The organism is Bacillus sp. 2175 (assembly GCF_057812155.1).
This window is the reverse complement of the sequence record NZ_CM173819.1, coordinates 1,059,369-1,076,955: the sequence shown is the minus strand read 5'-3', so window position 1 is coordinate 1,076,955 and position 17,587 is coordinate 1,059,369. Positions and strand designations below refer to the sequence as shown.

General features: G+C 34.3%; 19 protein-coding genes and 1 tRNA gene. 6 read left to right on the top strand and 14 right to left on the bottom strand.

From position 1 onward, the window contains the following. Positions 1-77: 77 nt before the first annotated feature. The 4 genes from ACXKY9_RS05845 to ACXKY9_RS05830 all read right to left on the bottom strand — a co-directional run bounded on the left by ACXKY9_RS05845 (position 78) and on the right by ACXKY9_RS05830 (position 3,152). Positions 78-665, bottom strand: a complete 588-nt coding sequence (locus tag ACXKY9_RS05845; protein ID WP_000172854.1) for a CalY family protein — start codon at positions 663-665, stop codon at positions 78-80. A gap of 60 nt (positions 666-725) precedes the next feature. Further along, the gene (gene sipW, locus ACXKY9_RS05840) at positions 726-1,295 is read right to left on the bottom strand and encodes a signal peptidase I SipW (RefSeq protein WP_000767792.1); all 570 of its coding nucleotides are present in this window, start codon (positions 1,293-1,295) and stop codon (positions 726-728) included. A gap of 191 nt (positions 1,296-1,486) precedes the next feature. After that, entirely contained in the window at positions 1,487-2,773 is a 1,287-nt protein-coding gene (locus ACXKY9_RS05835) for a D-alanyl-D-alanine carboxypeptidase family protein (protein ID WP_000247031.1), read from the bottom strand. A gap of 151 nt (positions 2,774-2,924) precedes the next feature. After that, positions 2,925-3,152 (bottom strand): hypothetical protein, encoded by a 228-nt coding sequence (locus ACXKY9_RS05830; protein ID WP_000251856.1) that lies wholly within the window; start codon positions 3,150-3,152, stop codon positions 2,925-2,927. Positions 3,153-3,711: 559 nt separating this feature from the next. Here ACXKY9_RS05830 and ACXKY9_RS05825 point away from each other — a divergent pair. The 4 genes from ACXKY9_RS05825 (at position 3,712) to ACXKY9_RS05810 (ending at position 6,213) form a co-directional block, all read left to right on the top strand. Beyond that, positions 3,712-4,467 carry a class I SAM-dependent methyltransferase gene (locus ACXKY9_RS05825; protein ID WP_000858666.1) on the top strand — a complete coding sequence of 252 codons (756 nt, stop codon included), beginning with the start codon at positions 3,712-3,714 and terminating at the stop codon, positions 4,465-4,467. A gap of 167 nt (positions 4,468-4,634) precedes the next feature. Further along, positions 4,635-4,850 (top strand): hypothetical protein, encoded by a 216-nt coding sequence (locus tag ACXKY9_RS05820; RefSeq protein ID WP_000090205.1) that lies wholly within the window; start codon positions 4,635-4,637, stop codon positions 4,848-4,850. 555 nt (positions 4,851-5,405) lie between these two features. Next, entirely contained in the window at positions 5,406-5,870 is a 465-nt protein-coding gene (locus ACXKY9_RS05815; RefSeq protein WP_000846430.1) for a hypothetical protein, read from the top strand. A 270-nt stretch (positions 5,871-6,140) separates the two neighbouring features. Continuing rightward, positions 6,141-6,213: transfer RNA gene (locus ACXKY9_RS05810), tRNA-Val, on the top strand. Between the two features lie 313 nt (positions 6,214-6,526). On the opposite strand, the gene ACXKY9_RS05805 is transcribed toward ACXKY9_RS05810, so the two are convergent. Genes ACXKY9_RS05805 through ACXKY9_RS05795 form a run of 3 tightly spaced genes read right to left on the bottom strand, consistent with a single transcriptional unit; the run spans position 6,527 to position 8,905 of the window. After that, on the bottom strand, positions 6,527-7,768 hold the full coding sequence (locus ACXKY9_RS05805; protein ID WP_001084161.1) for an ABC transporter permease: 1,242 nt from the start codon (positions 7,766-7,768) through the stop codon (positions 6,527-6,529). Further along, positions 7,761-8,660: an ABC transporter ATP-binding protein gene (locus ACXKY9_RS05800; RefSeq protein ID WP_000054715.1), complete on the bottom strand. Its 900-nt coding sequence runs from the start codon at positions 8,658-8,660 to the stop codon at positions 7,761-7,763. The genes ACXKY9_RS05805 and ACXKY9_RS05800 overlap by 8 nt, the downstream gene beginning before the upstream one ends. Positions 8,661-8,692: 32 nt before the next feature. After that, complete coding sequence (locus ACXKY9_RS05795) at positions 8,693-8,905, bottom strand: SDR family oxidoreductase (RefSeq protein ID WP_228161125.1); 213 nt, start codon at positions 8,903-8,905, stop codon at positions 8,693-8,695. Positions 8,906-9,591: 686 nt separating this feature from the next. Here ACXKY9_RS05795 and ACXKY9_RS05790 point away from each other — a divergent pair. Then, positions 9,592-10,751, top strand: a protein-coding gene (locus tag ACXKY9_RS05790; protein ID WP_087874946.1) for an IS3-like element ISBth8 family transposase whose coding sequence is annotated in 2 segments (ribosomal slippage) — positions 9,592-9,850 and positions 9,850-10,751 — 1,161 coding nt in all. Because the reading frame shifts where the segments join, the coding sequence is not laid out codon by codon here. A gap of 77 nt (positions 10,752-10,828) precedes the next feature. On the opposite strand, the gene ACXKY9_RS05785 is transcribed toward ACXKY9_RS05790, so the two are convergent. From ACXKY9_RS05785 to ACXKY9_RS05755, 7 genes are all read right to left on the bottom strand, one after another. Then, positions 10,829-11,425, bottom strand: a complete 597-nt coding sequence (locus ACXKY9_RS05785) for a DUF4878 domain-containing protein (protein ID WP_001169504.1) — start codon at positions 11,423-11,425, stop codon at positions 10,829-10,831. Between the two features lie 158 nt (positions 11,426-11,583). Beyond that, positions 11,584-12,129 (bottom strand): hypothetical protein, encoded by a 546-nt coding sequence (locus ACXKY9_RS05780; RefSeq protein ID WP_001267329.1) that lies wholly within the window; start codon positions 12,127-12,129, stop codon positions 11,584-11,586. Between the two features lie 81 nt (positions 12,130-12,210). Further along, the gene (locus ACXKY9_RS05775) at positions 12,211-12,384 is read right to left on the bottom strand and encodes a hypothetical protein (RefSeq protein ID WP_153580444.1); all 174 of its coding nucleotides are present in this window, start codon (positions 12,382-12,384) and stop codon (positions 12,211-12,213) included. A 93-nt stretch (positions 12,385-12,477) separates the two neighbouring features. After that, positions 12,478-12,840 (bottom strand): hypothetical protein, encoded by a 363-nt coding sequence (locus ACXKY9_RS05770; protein WP_001042765.1) that lies wholly within the window; start codon positions 12,838-12,840, stop codon positions 12,478-12,480. A 131-nt stretch (positions 12,841-12,971) separates the two neighbouring features. Further along, entirely contained in the window at positions 12,972-13,154 is a 183-nt protein-coding gene (locus tag ACXKY9_RS05765) for a DUF3976 domain-containing protein (RefSeq protein ID WP_001178294.1), read from the bottom strand. Positions 13,155-13,182: 28 nt separating this feature from the next. Then, complete coding sequence (locus ACXKY9_RS05760; protein ID WP_001109895.1) at positions 13,183-13,560, bottom strand: hypothetical protein; 378 nt, start codon at positions 13,558-13,560, stop codon at positions 13,183-13,185. 2 nt (positions 13,561-13,562) lie between these two features. After that, positions 13,563-13,772, bottom strand: a complete 210-nt coding sequence (locus ACXKY9_RS05755) for a helix-turn-helix transcriptional regulator (protein ID WP_000428506.1) — start codon at positions 13,770-13,772, stop codon at positions 13,563-13,565. An 824-nt stretch (positions 13,773-14,596) separates the two neighbouring features. Here ACXKY9_RS05755 and odhA point away from each other — a divergent pair. Then, entirely contained in the window at positions 14,597-17,464 is a 2,868-nt protein-coding gene (odhA, locus tag ACXKY9_RS05750; protein WP_000197134.1) for a 2-oxoglutarate dehydrogenase E1 component, read from the top strand. Positions 17,465-17,587: the final 123 nt, after the last annotated feature.

Below are 17,587 nucleotides of genomic sequence, written 5' to 3'. Positions count from 1 at the left end.
TAAAGAACTATTAAAATTGATAGACAAATACTAGAAAAATAGAAAAAGGGCTATCCATGTGATAGCCCTTTTTCTTATTATCTTTCTTCACCTGCTGTTTGTTGTGCATCAAACGTCCAATTTAATTGTAACTTGTCGCCTTGGAATTGATTTTGATCTTTTCCATTATCAACAAACTCAAATTTCACTTTGAATTTATCAGATTTACCTGCTGAAATACCTTTTTCATCCCAGAACCAAGCCGATAAATCATTATCTACAGCTGTAAGTGTGTCACCTTTTAATTTATCTAAAGTAGTTTGTTTCACAATTGTCTCATGCTTATCTACATTTTTTAAGAATGTTACTTTAATATGTTTACCAAAATCATCTTTATTGTCTTTCTTTACATCTTCTACATTATAATCTGTTTTCAGTAGAACCTTTTTAATATTTAAAGAGCCTTTATTTTCTAGTTTAAATTCTTTTTCAATTGTATCCCCAGGTTTTAAATTCGATACGTTAACAACTGTTGATGGATTTAATGCTAAATCCAGTGTTCCAGCCGCAAATGTATTATTTGACACTTCTTTATCACTGAAAAATGCAAATGTTCCTCCACCAACTAAAGCTGCTCCTAATACTGCTGATGTAATACCCATTCCTAATTTTTTCTTTAAAGTCATGTCCATATCCCCTTAATATATATTTGTTAACTTCCTAAACGGAAAGTATAACCAAACGAACTAGACGGATTGTTCTACTTTTTTATCTTTCTTTTCTCCGTCAATGCTACGAATAGCACCAAAAATAGAAATCGCGGAATACCCAAGTAAAAAGACTCCTGGAATAATAAGAAGTAATGCTGCTCCCGCTTTTGAATTCGCATAATTCAGTAAATAACCAACATACGGAACTGTAATATCTGCATACTTTCCAACTACATTTTCTGCAAGTACTGGCTCTAAATCTGGTCCGTTGTTGTTATCCCCTTTTGTTTCATACATTACTTTTCCATTTGTATCTTTCACACCGATAATACGGTGAGTGATAATTTTTTGATCTTTCTCTTTAAAGGTAATAACATCACCTTTTTGATATTTAGAACCATCTTTGTTTGGTTCTATTGCAATGATTGATCCTGTTAAAAACGTCGGCTCCATTGATCCTGAAAGAACGCTCTTAAATTGATATCCCATCACTGTCGGATCACCACCGCTTGCTTTTGAAGAAATAACTACAAAAGCTAAAAAAACCATCAATGCAAATAAAACAAATGAGATCGCGTTGCTAATTATCTTCCATATTAATTTCATCGTCTCTCTCCCTCTCCGTTGTTTTATATTATTTGAAGTATGCAATATCCGCTTACGTTCTTTAACAAGAACACAAGTAAATGATATAACGAACTTTAAGTTATTGCAATAAGAAAATTTACAATTATTAGTTATTTAAAATATAGAAAAAAGACTGTGCCAAAATTTTACACAGTCTTTTTATTAGTAATTTATTTACCTTCTGATTTCATTCCTTTTGTATTTCGGCGCAACACTACATATAAAATTGCTCCAAATAATATAATCGCACCTATCCCAACACTTATTACTTTCACATTTGAGTCTTTTACTTCAGGCATAGTTGTATCTTTTTTAGGCATCGTAAAAGTGACATCTTCTGTTGAAAGAACATTTACCGTCGCAATTGTTTGATTATTTTTCGTAATATCAACTGCACCAACTACCTCACCACGATGTATTCCTTTATGATATAAAGATTCTTTATCTAATGAAGCCGCCCGGAAAATAGTTTTCACATTTTTCCCTTCATCTTTCTTAAGCATAAGCTCCGCACTTTGTTCCAACTCAGAATTAACATCTTTATTTAAATATGTTGTTTTTTGATGCCAATTATGTTTATCAAGCACCATTTGCTTCGTAAATTGACCGAAAGAATATTCCGCCATCTGCTTCAAATCTTCATAAATTTCAGGTCTTTGAGAAGCCATTACTACGCTTATAATACGATTTCCATCTTTCTCATTTAATAAAACAAGTGTATTACGTGCTTCATTCGTAAACCCTGTCTTACCGCCAATGCTATATGGATTTTCAAAAAAATTAGATTTATTAAAAATAGACACCGTCTGCCTAGACGTCGTAACTGTCGTTCTTTTCGTATTCATCGCTTGTAAAATTTCAGGATACTTTTGCACACCCTTCGTAATCATAGCCATATCATACGGCGTCGTATAATGGTTCGGATCATGCAATCCATTCGGTGTTACAAAGTGGCTATCTTTCGCTCCTAATTGCTTCGCTTTCTCATTCATCATATTAGCGAAATTCTCAACACTCCCGCCAATCCGCTCCGCAATCGCATACGACACATCATTCGCACTCAGCACCATTAAAATCATAAGCGCAGTATTTCTATTAATTGTCTCTCCAGGTTGAAACTCAATTTGATAATTACTCTTCTCTTGATCTAATGCTAATTGTGAAAATGTAAATTGGTCCTCTGGCTTTGTATGCTCCATGAGTAAAATCGCTGTTAACACCTTCGTCGTACTAGCAGGATATGCTCGGTGATATGCGTTTTTATCATACAAAACATCTCCTGTTTTCGCATCAATTGTCGTTGCAAACTGACTAAAAACATTCGGTCCTTCCGCAGGTGGTGGTGCAACTTGTTCTGGATTTACTCCAATATTCGTCTCAGCACGCAATGTTATGGGCGTCAAAAAAAACGAACAAATAACTGTAATAAAAACCAAAATTTTCTTAAAATTTACCATATGACTCTCCCTTTTCCATTTACTCCTTAACAAAATAATAAATCTACCAATCATATGTGATTTGTATTATATTGGAAGAAATTTCACTATTTTTTACTATATCATACTTTTACGATAAAGAACATAAATATACAATAAAAATAAGAAGGAATTACTCTTTCTTATCCTTCTCATCAATCAACGAATCTATTAACTTTTGACTAGCTTCCTCGGGCGTAATCTCATCTGTTATTCCCATAAACGACCAACCTTTAGAATCAACCCACTCAACAAACTCTTGTAAAAATTCATCATGTGTAACATCCACATCAAGAATCGATCCATTAATCGAAATCGTTCTATTTTTAGACACGCGCATCTTGAACGTTTTTCTTACCATTACAACTTTTCTCCCTCTACTTCTGAATATTTATAAAGTGAAACTTTCATCAACCCTCACGAATCGGACTTTTACGGGCATTCCGACCCGAACCTAACTTCTTTACTTTTGCTGAATTTCGAGGTAAGGGATCTTACTGCCCGCAAATAGCGAGATAAAATAATCATGTATCTCTGTTATACATGATTTTCAGTAAATTGTAAAAAGGATATATTGGCCAATTTAAATAGCAAAAATGAAAATCTCTTACCTATGTAAACGTAATACGACATACAATTGCTCATACATTATTAAATAAATTCATAAAAACATACAGTCTAAAACATAATTGACGTTGTTTAAACAACGTCAGTTATGTGGGTTTAGTTGAGTAAGCCATTATAAACTTTTGGAAGATATTATCTAAAATAGTATACTAAACGGATAAAGGATATTTGAATAAAGAAACTGAGGCCTTCTATTTAGCTGGACTCTTAAGTGGTAGACTTAAAGACTAATGCCGGAATTCATATTTAATTTCTATTTCTGTACATAATATCGGAAGAAAGAAGGTAGTGCTGTGAAAACAACAGAAAATTTTACTGACAGGGCCGATATGTATGCAAAATATCGCCCTAGTTATCCTAATGAATATATTGATTACTTGCTTCCAGCTAACCAAGTGAAAGGGAATCGGATTGTGGCTGATATTGGTTCAGGTACGGGGATATTTAGCCGCCAGCTGCTTGAAAGTGGTTTACATGTTATTGGAGTTGAGCCAAATGATGATATGAGGAAGATGGCTGAGCAATCGTTAAAACTATATTCTCGTTTTCAATCCATAAAAGCAACTGCTGAAAATACCACTTTAAAAGAAAATAGTGTAGATTTAGTAACTGTTGCCCAAGCATTTCATTGGTTTGATAAAGAAGCTTTCAAAATCGAATGCCAACGAATTTTAAAACAAAAAGCAAATGTTGCACTTGTTTGGAATAGCAGAGATTTAACTAGTCCACTTATTAAAGAGAATGCAGAAATTTGCCAGAAAACCTGCCCAAACTTTAAAGGCTTTAGCGGTGGAATAGATGAAACTCCAGAAGTATTTAACAGCTTTTTTAAAGATGGAAAGTATGAGTTTAAAGAATATCAAAATGATTTACTTTTTGATTATGAAGGGTTTTTGGGAAGAAATCTATCAGCGTCTTATGCTCCGAAAGAAAATGACGAACAGTATAAAAACTTTATTTTTCTCCTATCAGAGCTATTCGAAAAATACAGTAAAGATGGAAAAATTATTCTCCCGAATTTAACGCGAAGCTATCTAGGCAATGTATAAACGGCCTGATACAAAGAGGCTTTGAACGGAATTAAAACAAGCCTAACCCCTCCCTAAGTGTAGAACGAGGTTAGGCTTGTTTTGCATTTTACCACATCAAATTCAAATGACTTTCGTACAATAAAGTAGAATATATTAGAAAACACCTTAAACTGAGGAGGAACTCAATGGCGCGTTGTACGTATTGTAAAAAGAAGTGGAAAGTAAAAGACATATGGTCGATACTCGTGACATTTGAAAAAGATTGTCCGTATTGTTTTGGGAGGCAATATATGTCTAATGATACTTTTCATCAAGCTAACGCCGCTTTACCACTGTTATTTTTATGCCCTTTAATTGTTGATTTAAGCGATGAAAATCCTTTAGATAAATACCGGAAATAATATAACAGCTACATTCAAAAACTATTTTCTACTGAATTTTCTTCTCATCATTATCCCTTCATACATTACGAGCATAATCGCTTATACTTTCCCTTTTGAAGATCCTGTATCTCAGCATGAAGGGCGCCCCCTGGACAATGTTTATCAATTATGACTTTAATAAACATTGATAGATTTATACTGTTAAACATAAAAAATTAGCATTAGATTCCACTCAAATATTAATCGAAACCCAACACTGCTTGTATTATGCATTTTTGCATACAGTATTGTTTTCTCTTGTAAATAGATAATAATGGTATATAATTAAATCAACGTTTTACCAATAAAAGGTAATAAAAGTAGTGGGATAAGCAAATAACCAAAACGTATTAACAGATTTGTTCTATGTAAATCATGATACATATATGGAATCAAAACTATGAAATTTTATGTAGTGATTAGATTACTACAAGATGAAAGATTCATAGCGAATACACTTAAGGAAAAAACGTTCCATTAGATTAATGTGATATCTATCGAACGAATTGAGAATATACTTAGGGGGAATTTCAAGTGAAAACATTTTGTAAAGTATTATTAACTGGCGCATTAGCTTTAGGCGGTTTAACGGTTATGAACATTGATACACCAAAAGCACATGCTGACGAATGGGATGGTTGTCATTACATTTGTGGTCCTGGTGAAACGGTGAACGGTGTTACAGTTCAGGTACACTCTACACAAGTTACTTTTGGTAACAGCGTAATTGCAAGAATTACAAATGACCGAGCTGAAGAAATTCATTACAATGTCAGCCTTGAAAAGAAATATGGCGATAGATGGGGAGAATTTGAAACCAACTTCCGTTGGCAAAATCAATGGGTCCCAGCTGGAAGCAATGATGAAATTGCAACTTTCACAGGATATGGCGATGATATTTATGAAGATGGAACATATCGTTATAAAGTCGAAATAAAAGGCGCTGACGGTTCTATTGATACAATTTACACAGCAGGAATGACAGTTACAGGACGATAGCTTATGAACAAGCTCCATTATTTATGATTGTATTTTTGAAAATATCATTGATAATTGCGTTGATATTATTATTAAAATAAGCTCTTCGGGGCTTATTTTTTTATACAAAAATTAGAATATGAATATTCGGAAAATTAAACCTTTACACCATTAAAGTTTGTTGCTATTATAGGAATACATCAAATGTTACAATACTCAACAAATTGTACAAATTCTCCGATTACACGAATGAAATGAAAATACATTGCTGATGGTAACATTTATAGTTGGGATCCCGTAGCTCAGCAGGGAGAGCGCCACCTTGACAGGGTGGAGGTCGTGAGTTCGAGCCTCTCCGGGGTCATATGAAAAACCCCTTGATAGTCAAGGGGTTTTCTTTATGTAGCAAATAAATGATTATTATTAAAACTAAATTTTTCCCTACTTCTTTTCTCCATTTTGGAGAAAGACATAAATTATATTAATTATCGCTCTACGTTGTTCGCTAGAACTCGATTCTTTACTCTCTTTTGGGAGCTTTTTAAAATTCTCTTTGAAAAATAGCCTAATACAGCAATTTTTATATTTATTTATATAAATTTCTCAACAAAAAAGATCTACACAGTTTAACTATGCAGATCTTTGTAAATTTAAGTTTAGAAATGAATAGACGAATCCTATTTTCGCCCTAATTTGATTGCCTTTTTGATATTACTAAATGCACCTTTACCATATATTAATACGCCACCGCGGTAAACACGACTCGTTAAACCAATCATCATACATATTGTTGCAATTAGAATTGCTAATGCAAGCGCAATCTCCCATACTGGGATATTGAGGAATCCAATTCGTACAAGCATAACAATAGGAGTGAAGAAAGGTACATAACTAGTAATGGTAACAACCATGCTGCTTGGGTTTGACATTCCATAAATTGCTATATACAAAGCAGCAAGTAACATAAACATCAGCGGCATAACAGCTTGAGAAGATTCCTCTATACGCGTAATGATAGAGCCAAATAGACAAGATAATGAGCCATATAATAAGAATCCTAATGTGAAGAATAGAATCCCATAAAACACTAGAGTTGGAGCAACAGAATTTAAATCAATACTATTTAAAATATCATTTTTCGAATCATTAATTGCTGTTTTATATCCAACAGTTGCGACCAAGCCCCAAATTATGATTTGCGTAATACCAGCCAATAATGTTGAGAATAGCTTTGCATATAAATGTTTGGTAGGCGAAATACTTGAAACAACTAACTCCATAACACGAGAAGATTTCTCTGTTGCAACATCTGTTGCTAATTGTGCAGCATACATTAATATCATTAGATAATTTAGCATGATAAAGACATTAATTAAAATCCCTACACCCTCAGTATGTTCTCCATCTTTAACCTTATCTGAAACCGTTTTGGTATGAATTTCTACTGGCGTTGTTAACACCTTTAATTCATCTTGAGATAGATTCAATTGCTGGGCGAAATTAGAAGATTGTATTTGAGATAAAATCGTTTGAACCTTGCTAACATCTTGCTGATTTACATCCGTCTCAGTTATATACGTAGCCTTTAATTGTTTATTATTCAATTCCTCTACAACGATTGCATATGTATAATCACCATTTTTAACACCTGATTCTGCTTTTTGTTTATCCGTGCTACGTTTAACTTGTATCTTACTATCGACATTTTTAAACACTTGATGAATGGTTGAATATAATTCTTCTTTTTCTGTAACAACAACAACTTGATCGTCCTCGTTACCTGCAAACAAGTTATAAATCTTGTCAAAATTCATCAATCCTATAATTAACATAGAAACTATTATTGTAATAGCAAAATATGATTTTGATTTCACTTTAGATTTATAGTTTTGTAAAAAAATTGTCCAGAAACTATTCATTTTGTGCACCTACTTTCGCAATAAAGATATCATTTAATGTAGGCTCTTCTACTGCAAACTTTTTAACATACCCTAATTTTGTTATCTCTTTAAATAAAACATGTGACACTTCTTCATATGAAATTTTAAGAGTAACTGCATTTTTACGTTTCTTCATACTTTCTACACCTTTTATTTCTTTCAAATGGTCAAAGTCATGATCGCCAACGATTACAACGTTCTTTTTACCAAAATCACTTTTAATTTTGGCAATGTCACCCTGAACAACAGGTACACCTTTGTGCATAATACAAATGTGTTGGCATAACTCTTCCACATGTTCCATACGATGTGAACTAAAAAGAATTGACGACCCTTGTTTTTGCATATCAAGAACAGCGTCTTTTAACATTTCAACATTTACTGGGTCTAAACCACTAAATGGTTCATCTAAAATTAAGAGTTCAGGCTTATGTATAATCGCTGTTATCAGCTGGATTTTTTGCTGATTCCCTTTAGAAAGTTCTCCTACCTTTTTGTTCAGATGCTCAGTAATATTAAAACGCTCCAGCCAATAGTGAAGTTCTTTTTCTGCATCTTTACTTTTCATGTTCTTTAGTTTTGCAAAAAAGTTAACTTGTTCTTTGACAGTCATTTTCGCATAAAGACCACGTTCTTCCGGTAAATACCCAATTTTATCTGTAACACCATAATTTATAGGTTTACCATTCCATGAAATGGTCCCACTTGATTTCGATAAAAGTCCAAGTATCATTCGAAATGTAGTCGTTTTACCTGCTCCATTCCCGCCCAAGAATCCAAATATTTCACCTTTTGGTATCTCGATATTCAAATTATCCACTGCAACATGCTCGTCAAATTTCTTTGTTAAATCTTTAATTAGTAAACTCATTATCCACACCCTTAATTCCCAAGATGATTTATTTATACAATTGTATATCCATAGTCAACCACAATATTTTGCCCTCTAATGGCATCGCTTTTATCAGACATTAAAAATAAAATGACATTTGTTACATCTGAAATTTCAACAAATTTTCTATATGGAATTTTTTTCAATAACTTATTTCCTTCAAAGGACTTCAAATAGCTTTCGTTATTATCGTTTATACTATAGGACAGTGGTATACAATTCACTGTAATTATTCATTTTTTATCTTTCAAAAATGAATAATTACCAACAAATGTTATATTTCGCATTATAAGGTTAGCATAAGATTTAAAATATTTAATATGCAATTTTGCATATTTTAACATTCCTAATTATTTACATAGTGTTTGACCATCTTTATTTAAAGCAGCCCCCACATTCACAAAATTCACTTAAAACAAGAATTTGTTTATCCATACTTTTTCTATAATTTTTCATGAAAGAACTGAAATTAATTAGTACCCCCTGTTAAACACCTAAATCTGATACTTAAACTAACTAATCTTCCTCTAATAAATTGTTTTCTTATTTGACTTCACAATTAATAATACCCAGCAGGTATAGTCACAACATCTTCGTACACCTCCTCATTAAAGCTGAAGGAACACTAATTAAAATCTGGTCCAGAAATTTTACCTTTCTACGTTATAGGATCCGCATAAGAAAACATAGAATACAGTACCTCCTCTGTTACAACTAGCTGTATGTCATAAACCAAAAAATCATAATATAAAATTTATAGAATTAATTTCTTGAGTTCAAACCTCTCCAGGTTCATAAAAAAGAGACACCATATCAACCTTCTGGTATTATCCCCTATAGGTAGACAGTAAAAAAAGAGTCCATCTGATATGATGGACTCAATACTGTTTTATCTGGAGGGGATTTTTTTATGGCAAGAAAAGGACAATCATTTCAAAAATATACAGAAGAACTAAAGCGAGAAGCAGTTCGTCTTCGATTAGAAGAGAGAAAATCATTGCGAGAAATTCGTGAACAACTCGGTGTGAAGAGCGATGCCCAGATTATTGAGTGGGTAAAACGTGCGCAACAAGGGGAGTCCTTTGATGATCAACGTGGTGTCTGGAATCGAAAGAATTTTAATAGTCTAGAAGAAGAAAATGCTTATTTGAAGGCACAGGTTGAGTATTTAAAAAAGCGCAATCCAAATCTACACGGGAAGGAATGGTCCTAAAGAAAGAACGATTTTCTCTTATCGATTCATTACGCCAAGCCTATCCACTCCGATGGTTGCTTCAAATCGCGGAAGTTTCTAAGGCTGGCTACTATAAATGGCGGAAATATCATAACGTGCAGCGTTTACGTCAGAAAAGGGATATGTGGCATAAAGAACATATTTTATCTATTCATCGTCAGCACCCTTACTATGGGTATAAACGTATGACTCGTGCTTTGGCTCGAGAAGGAATGGTAATGAATCATAAACGTGTTCGTCGTCTTATGAGAGAGCTGGGTATTCAATCTATCATTCGAAAAAAACGTCCGTTTTATGGAAGAAAAACATCTGTGGTATTTAAAAATCATTTGAATCGAGAGTTTCAAGCTGAAAAGCAAAATCAAAAATTCGTAACAGATATTACTTATGTACGAATCGGAGAACAATTTGCCTATTTGTCGGCTGTGTTAGATTTATACAACAATGAAATTGTTGCCTGGAAGCTATCTTCAAGAAATGATTTAGATTTGGTTTTAACTACATTACGTCAATTAGAAGGGAAGTCATTAACTACTAAGCCCCTTTTCCATTCAGATCAAGGGTTTCAATATACATCTAAATCCTACGCAAAACAGTTAGAGAAATTAGGATTTGTCGGTAGTCATTCTAGACGTGGAAACTGTTTTGATAATGCGTGTATCGAATCATTCTTCTCACATTTAAAAACAGAGAAGTTGTATTTAGTGTGCCCAAAAACATATGAAATGGCCTACCGAGCAATTCAAGAATATATTCAATTTTATAATACAGAAAGATTCCAAGAAAAACTTCACGGCCTTTCCCCGATAGAATATCGGGAAAAGGCCGTGGCATAATACTCTTTTTATTTCTGTCTACTTGACAGGGAGATGACCATTCTACGTGATATGGTGTCTCTTTTTATCTAATTCAATTACTTCCCACCAAACATCTTCTCCAAAGACTTCGCATTGGCAAACAATACTTCTTTCAAGTTATCGTCAGCAACGATTTTATAGTCGCCATCTTTGTCTTTCTTTAAGTTCAATGTAACTTCGCGAGTTGCCATTGCTGCATCTTTATCTGCTAAGTTTTTGACGATAGTTGATGTCATTGTTTTTTCGATTGCTTTTTCAGATTGTTCTTTGTCTTCACTAAAGGCACTAGCGAACGCCATTGGCATAACTTCTCCCACTGCTTTTGTTACAGCAACGGATAGATCAGCAGATGTAATTTTCACTTTCACTTCTGCTTTGTCATCCTTTTTCGATACTTCTTCTAGCTTTTCAAATTTAAAGGTTTTTGTAATTGCACTTAGCATTGCTTTTGCCTCAGCATCATCTGTTTTTTCATTTAGTTTATTAAATTCCTTGTCACTCTCAACAAATGTACGAGCCTTTTCTACATCACCTTTTTGTATCGCTGTTAAAAATTCTTCTGTAGTATCTTTCGGATTTGCACACCCTGCTAAAACAACTGCTGTTAATCCTACTACCATCATTAATAGCAATAATCTCTTTATCTTTTGCACGCTCATTCTCCTCTTATCTTTTCTAGTAAGTCAGCATTATATAATAGTATGAAACTGACATTACAAACATTTTTTAGTATATCATTTATATGATTCGTTTTCTATTAATTCCCAAAAGATAAAGGGCCTTGCAGCATTCCTACAAGGCCCGGCTTCTATCAATCTGTATCCGTAGCACAAATGAACCACATTTTCTGTTCCCTACTATCTAACACCATCCAAGTAACATCCCACGCAACATCGTAAAACCAATCTGTCCAAGGGCGATAGCTTTCGAACACTTTAATATCTTCGTATCGATCTTGGAACATATATTGACATACATTGACTGCTAATTGTTTTGCGATAACTGGTCGTTCCTTAAACCCTTCATATGCTCCGCCCCACAAAATTTGCGCAGCAATGCTACCATCAAGCATGACTGCGAGCTGCTCTTTAAAACAAAACTTATATTTGTCTGATGTATGTATTTTTAACTCTTCTAAGTTATTGATTATGTCTAAAGAGTTGAAGATTCTTCTAAAGAAGTGCTCATGTCCATCTTTCGAATGTGGTATTTCTTTAAAAAAATTTTCGTTATGCACTTTAAAACAGCTTATTATTGCTCCACCAATTAAGTTTTGTTCCTTAAACGTGTTTATAAGTTGCTCAACAGGTGAGTCATTCGTGTCTATTTTTTCAAACGTTCCCTCTTTCCATCTCATAACGCCCACTACTCTCTATTAAAAATTTGTTTCTTTATTATAAATAGCAAAATAAAAACCAGCAACTTTGAGGTTGCTGGCTTATCTCTTATTCATATTCGAAACAACAACAACTGCTCCAAACACATAATGCCCTGCTACCATCCACATACTCCGATCAAAAATCATAAGCGATAACCAGAGTGATATATTCATAGTAGCAAATAATAAATATAAAATGTAATCTCTCTTTTGTATTGCTCCTCTATTCATCAAAATGTAAGCGGCACCGATAGGAGGAAAAAGACAAATATTTTTCTTAACGACTACGGATGCGGAGTTAGTGTCTGCATATGAACCTCCTTTTCATCATAATACTTGCTTCAACATCGGCCTCACTACCCTATATTCATCACTATAAGCTTCCTTTATGATTAAAGGCGGGTAATCACTTTTTTCTTCCTCAATCATTATGAATACTTCTGTTTTCTCTTGTAATGTATTAGATTCTCTATTTTTAGTAGGTTTTTTACTTGTTTTAATTTTCTTTGTTACTTCGCCAAGTTTTTGCCCAACTTCTTCTACTTTGACAGGTTCATTCGTAACATAGTATTCTTGTTCGTCCCATACTAATATAGGTGGCACTTGTTCTCTTTTGTTACATATTATATAAGTAGTACTAGCTACCAGTAGTATACAAGTTAATAAATAGAAGATAGTTCTTTTATTCAAATACTACACTCCTTATCTATCATTTCATTGGATTATATAACACAAATTATTTACGGTAAATGGATTTGGTGGTAATTTTTAGGTTTAATAATAAAAAAAACCTTACCGAAGTAAGGTTCCGTTTTTACATTCTATAGTGACTGATTAATTAATACGATCATTACAATAATTGCTATAAGCATAACAACTAAACAGCCGATTAATTTATAAAATCCTCGCTTCGTTAACGTCCCACCTTGAACGTCTTTACGAATAAATAAGAATACGGCTAAAAATAATACAAGCCCAATGCCAAAAGCATACATCATTTGCATATGTTAATCTTCCTTTCTCTCCTCCATCTTAATATCTTTTTGCTAAAACAACAAATGAGATAAAGACGGTACTCATTGTAAGTGCCATAAGTATATTCAATAATTCAGTAGCTGATAGTGTAAGTATTTTTAAGTTTAAGCCGATAGAGAAAAGAAGATAATATGCCGTTAATGCAAAAAAGGTTACAAACATTCCTTTATAACGAATCAGTTTCATTCGCTCGTCTTTTTCTTTAAATTGCGGATGCAAGTAGCTTAGACAGAAACACATAATCATCATCCCCAGCAATGGATACGTTATGGCTGGCGGTGCAGAATGCGTCATTATACCTGTTAATATCATAAATCCACTCATAAATAGAAAAATAATCCCCATAATTACAAAGTACTTTTGTGAATAATTCATCCCTATTCCCCCTCTTCTTTTCCTTCATAAATAAATACATGTTCTATTGTTGTCTGAAATGTTTTCGCTATTTCAAATGCTAGCGGAAGTGATGGATCGTATTTCCCTTTTTCAATTGAGATAATGGTTTGTCTGGAAACTCCAAGTTTCTCAGCCAACTTTTCTTGAGATAGTCCAAATTTTTTTCGGTATTCGACCATTTTATTTTCCAAGGAAATTTCTCCCTCCTTCCATATACCGAGTATATATGTAAAGTAAACTTTACGTCAAGTTCCCTTTACATATATTTTGATTATTATTCACGCTATTTATATAGAAGAAACTTTTTTAAATTTCAGCACGTCTATTTTGAAGCGAAACACGGAACACTGTAAATAACTGTTACTATATCTCCTCACTTCTTTTTTTAAAATTTAATATCTCCATATTTGTTTTATCCTTTTAAAATATTTCATTTATTTCTTTATTTCACGAAATGCGTTATTTGTTTTACGGTGTTTTTCGTCATATTTATAGAAACTAACTGTTTATGGAGCATTTTTTATGTTTAGCAACTTTTTTTGTAGAAATCCTTCACTTTCCTTTCAATATTTAACACTATCTAAATAAAGTTTACGATAAATTCATAATTTTTTATTTTTTATACTATATTCCGTTATATTGTTGTATAATATCTATGAAAGCGCTTATTATTTCAATATACATAATTCAAACTGTTTTTATCGAAACATTCTAACTATTATACCTATATTTAAATGCAACAATTATAGCTATTAGTATAGGCATACCAAATATATCCACCCCATTTTTCTGTAAAATTACTTTATAACATGAAAGATTAACTTGGGTGATAAGTTATTGTGAATGTTTTTTTACAAAACAGATAAGTAATAGTGTTTGGTATTATGTAAATTATTGTAATAACATAAGAGTAAAGAAAAACATTTACATTGATTATTGATTCATTACTTATTGAAAAAGAGCAAAATGCACCTTTGTATGGAAAAGGATTATATGCATTGGGAGGTTTAAACAAATGACGAGGAAGAATACAACGACAAACCCTTGGGCCAAGTTCCACGGTCCGAACCTTGGTTATGTTATTGAGCAGTATGATCTTTACGTAACTGGAGCAGGTTCTGTTGATCCGGAATTACAAGAGCTTTTTGAAATTTTTGGAGCTCCTTCGTTTCAAGATGATGTCGTAACAGGGGACAACACAGCAACACATTTTTCTCCTCAAAACACAGGTAACATTGAAAAAATTCTTAAAGTCGTTCAACTTGTTGAGCAGATTCGTTCTTTCGGGCACACGTTGGCTCACATCAACCCGATGGAAGATGCTGCAAATGGACAATCTCTTCTTGAGAAAGCAATGAACGAACTGAGCGATGCTGACTTGAAAGCGATTCCAGCGAAAACGGTATGGCAAGATGCACCAGAAGGTATTCACACTGCACTTGATGTAATTCATAGATTAAAAGACGTTTATACAAAATCTTTAGCTTATGAATTTTCTCATATACAAGATAGTGAAGAACGCGCGTGGTTGCATCAAATGGTGGAATCAAATTCATTGCGTCAACCACTATCAAATAAAAAACGAACTGCTCTTTTAAAACGTTTAACAGCTGTTGAAGGTTTCGAGCAATTCTTGCATAAAACATTCGTTGGGCAAAAACGTTTCTCTATCGAGGGCGTTGATATGCTTGTACCTGTTTTAGATGAAATTGTTCTAGAAGGTGCTAAGAACGGCGTAGAGGATGTCATGATTGGTATGGCTCACCGCGGTCGCCTAAGCGTACTTGCTCACGTATTAGAAAAACCATATAGCCACATGTTTGCTGAGTTCAAACATGCAAAAATAGAAGGCGCAGTGGCTAATTCTGGCTGGACTGGCGACGTGAAATACCATTTAGGTAGAGAACAAGTCGTTAGTAACGAAGAAGTTAGTACTCGCGTTACATTAGCAAATAACCCGAGTCATCTTGAGTTCGTGAATCCTGTAGTAGAAGGTTTCGCACGTGCGGCTCAAGAGAATCGTAAAAAATCTGGTCTTCCAGATCAAGATACTTCAAAATCATTCGTAATTTTAGTTCATGGTGATGCTGCATTCCCTGGTCAAGGTATTGTATCTGAGACACTCAACTTAAGCAGATTGAACGCGTATCAAACAGGCGGAACGATTCATGTTATCGCAAACAATGCAGTTGGTTTTACGACTGATAGCTATGATTCTCGTTCTACGAAATATTCAAGTGACCTTGCAAAAGGTTTCGATATTCCGATTGTTCACGTGAATGCTGATGATCCGGAAGCTTGTCTTGCAGCTGCTAACCTTGCGATTCAATATCGCATGTTGTTCAAAAAAGACTTCTTAATCGATTTAATTGGTTACCGCCGCTACGGTCATAACGAAATGGATGACCCGGCAGTTACGCAACCACAAGTGTACAAAAAAATTAAAAACCATCCAACTGTAAGAGCAATTTATGCAGATCAATTACAAGCTGCTGGTGTTCTAAATGCAGATGAGGTTGAAACAATTACACAGTTTATACAAGAGCAATTAAAATCCGACTATGCACTCGTACCACCAGCTGATACGAGTGATGCAACAATTCACGTTAAAGTACCAGATGTTGTTGCAAAAGGTATTCAGTCAATTGATACTGGCGTTGAGATTGACTCACTTCGTGCAATTAATGAAGGTCTACTATCTTGGCCAGAAGGCTTTAACGTATATCCGAAAGTGAAGAAAATTCTTGAGCGCCGTAAAGATGCTCTTGAAGAGAACGGCAAAATTGAATGGGCACTTGCTGAATCATTAGCATTCGCTTCTATTTTACAAGAAGGTACGCCAATTCGTTTAACTGGTCAAGATTCACAGCGTGGTACATTCGCACACCGTCATATCGTATTACACGATACTGATACAAATGAAACATATTCACCATTACATCGCTTACCAAACATTAATGCTTCATTCTCTGTTCATAACAGTCCGTTATCAGAGGCTGCTGTTGTTGGTTACGAATATGGTTATAACGTATTCGCTCCAGAAACTCTTGTTATGTGGGAAGCGCAATATGGTGACTTCTCAAATACTGCGCAAGCATTATTTGATCAATATGTTTCAGCTGGAAGAGCAAAATGGGGTCAAAAATCTGGCTTAGTTCTTCTATTACCACACGGTTATGAAGGTCAAGGACCAGAGCACTCTAGTGCACGTCCAGAGCGTTTCTTACAGTTAGCTGCTGAGAATAACTGGACAGTTGCAAACTTAACGAGCGCGGCTCAATACTTCCATATCCTGCGTCGTCAAGCATCTATCTTAGGAACAGAAGCTGTTCGACCATTAGTATTGATGACGCCGAAGAGTTTATTACGTCACCCACTTACGCTTTCAACTGCTAGTCAGTTAAGCGAAGGACGTTTCCAACCTGCTTTAGAACAAGAAAACCTTGGCATGAAACCAAATAAAGTAAAACGTCTTGTTTTAAGCACAGGTAAAATGGCGATTGACTTAGCAGCAGAAATCGAGTCTGGTAAACATGAGTACAACTTAGACGAAGTTCATGTCGTTCGTATTGAGCAATTGTACCCATTCCCTGCTGAGAAAGTTCAATCTATTATTAAACGCTTTAAAAACTTAGAAGAAATCATTTGGGTTCAAGAAGAACCTCGTAATATGGGCGCATGGCATTACATGGCTCCAATTCTGTTCGAACTTGCTGGAGATAAAGTGAAAACAGGCTACATTGGACGTCCTGATCGCTCTAGTCCATCTGGCGGCGATCCATTCGCTCACAAAGCTGAGCAAGAACTAATTGTTGCACATGCTTTAGATGTGAAGTATAACTTCCGTCAAGATAAACAAGAAATTGAAGTTTACAGCAACTAAAAAGTAACAATGAAGCTTTCTAGCTTGTTCCTTGGGCAGATATTCTGCCCAAGGCCAGGCTAACAAATGGAGATTACCGAAGACAAAAGAAGAAAAAACACACCGTTAGGCAAATAAGGGGAG

Coding starts and splice junctions, on each gene's coding strand:
- sipW (WP_000767792.1), bottom strand. CDS start 1,295: ATGAAATTAATATGGAAGATAATTAGCAACGCGATCTCATTTGTTTTA.
- ACXKY9_RS05830 (WP_000251856.1), bottom strand. CDS start 3,152: ATGGTAAGAAAAACGTTCAAGATGCGCGTGTCTAAAAATAGAACGATT.
- ACXKY9_RS05845 (WP_000172854.1), bottom strand. CDS start 665: ATGACTTTAAAGAAAAAATTAGGAATGGGTATTACATCAGCAGTATTA.
- ACXKY9_RS05780 (WP_001267329.1), bottom strand. CDS start 12,129: ATGAGATGGAAAGAGGGAACGTTTGAAAAAATAGACACGAATGACTCA.
- ACXKY9_RS05765 (WP_001178294.1), bottom strand. CDS start 13,154: ATGCAAATGATGTATGCTTTTGGCATTGGGCTTGTATTATTTTTAGCC.
- ACXKY9_RS05805 (WP_001084161.1), bottom strand. CDS start 7,768: ATGAATAGTTTCTGGACAATTTTTTTACAAAACTATAAATCTAAAGTG.
- ACXKY9_RS05800 (WP_000054715.1), bottom strand. CDS start 8,660: ATGAGTTTACTAATTAAAGATTTAACAAAGAAATTTGACGAGCATGTT.
- ACXKY9_RS05835 (WP_000247031.1), bottom strand. CDS start 2,773: ATGGTAAATTTTAAGAAAATTTTGGTTTTTATTACAGTTATTTGTTCG.
- ACXKY9_RS05760 (WP_001109895.1), bottom strand. CDS start 13,560: ATGAATTATTCACAAAAGTACTTTGTAATTATGGGGATTATTTTTCTA.
- ACXKY9_RS05820 (WP_000090205.1), top strand. CDS start 4,635: ATGGCGCGTTGTACGTATTGTAAAAAGAAGTGGAAAGTAAAAGACATA.
- odhA (WP_000197134.1), top strand. CDS start 14,597: ATGACGAGGAAGAATACAACGACAAACCCTTGGGCCAAGTTCCACGGT.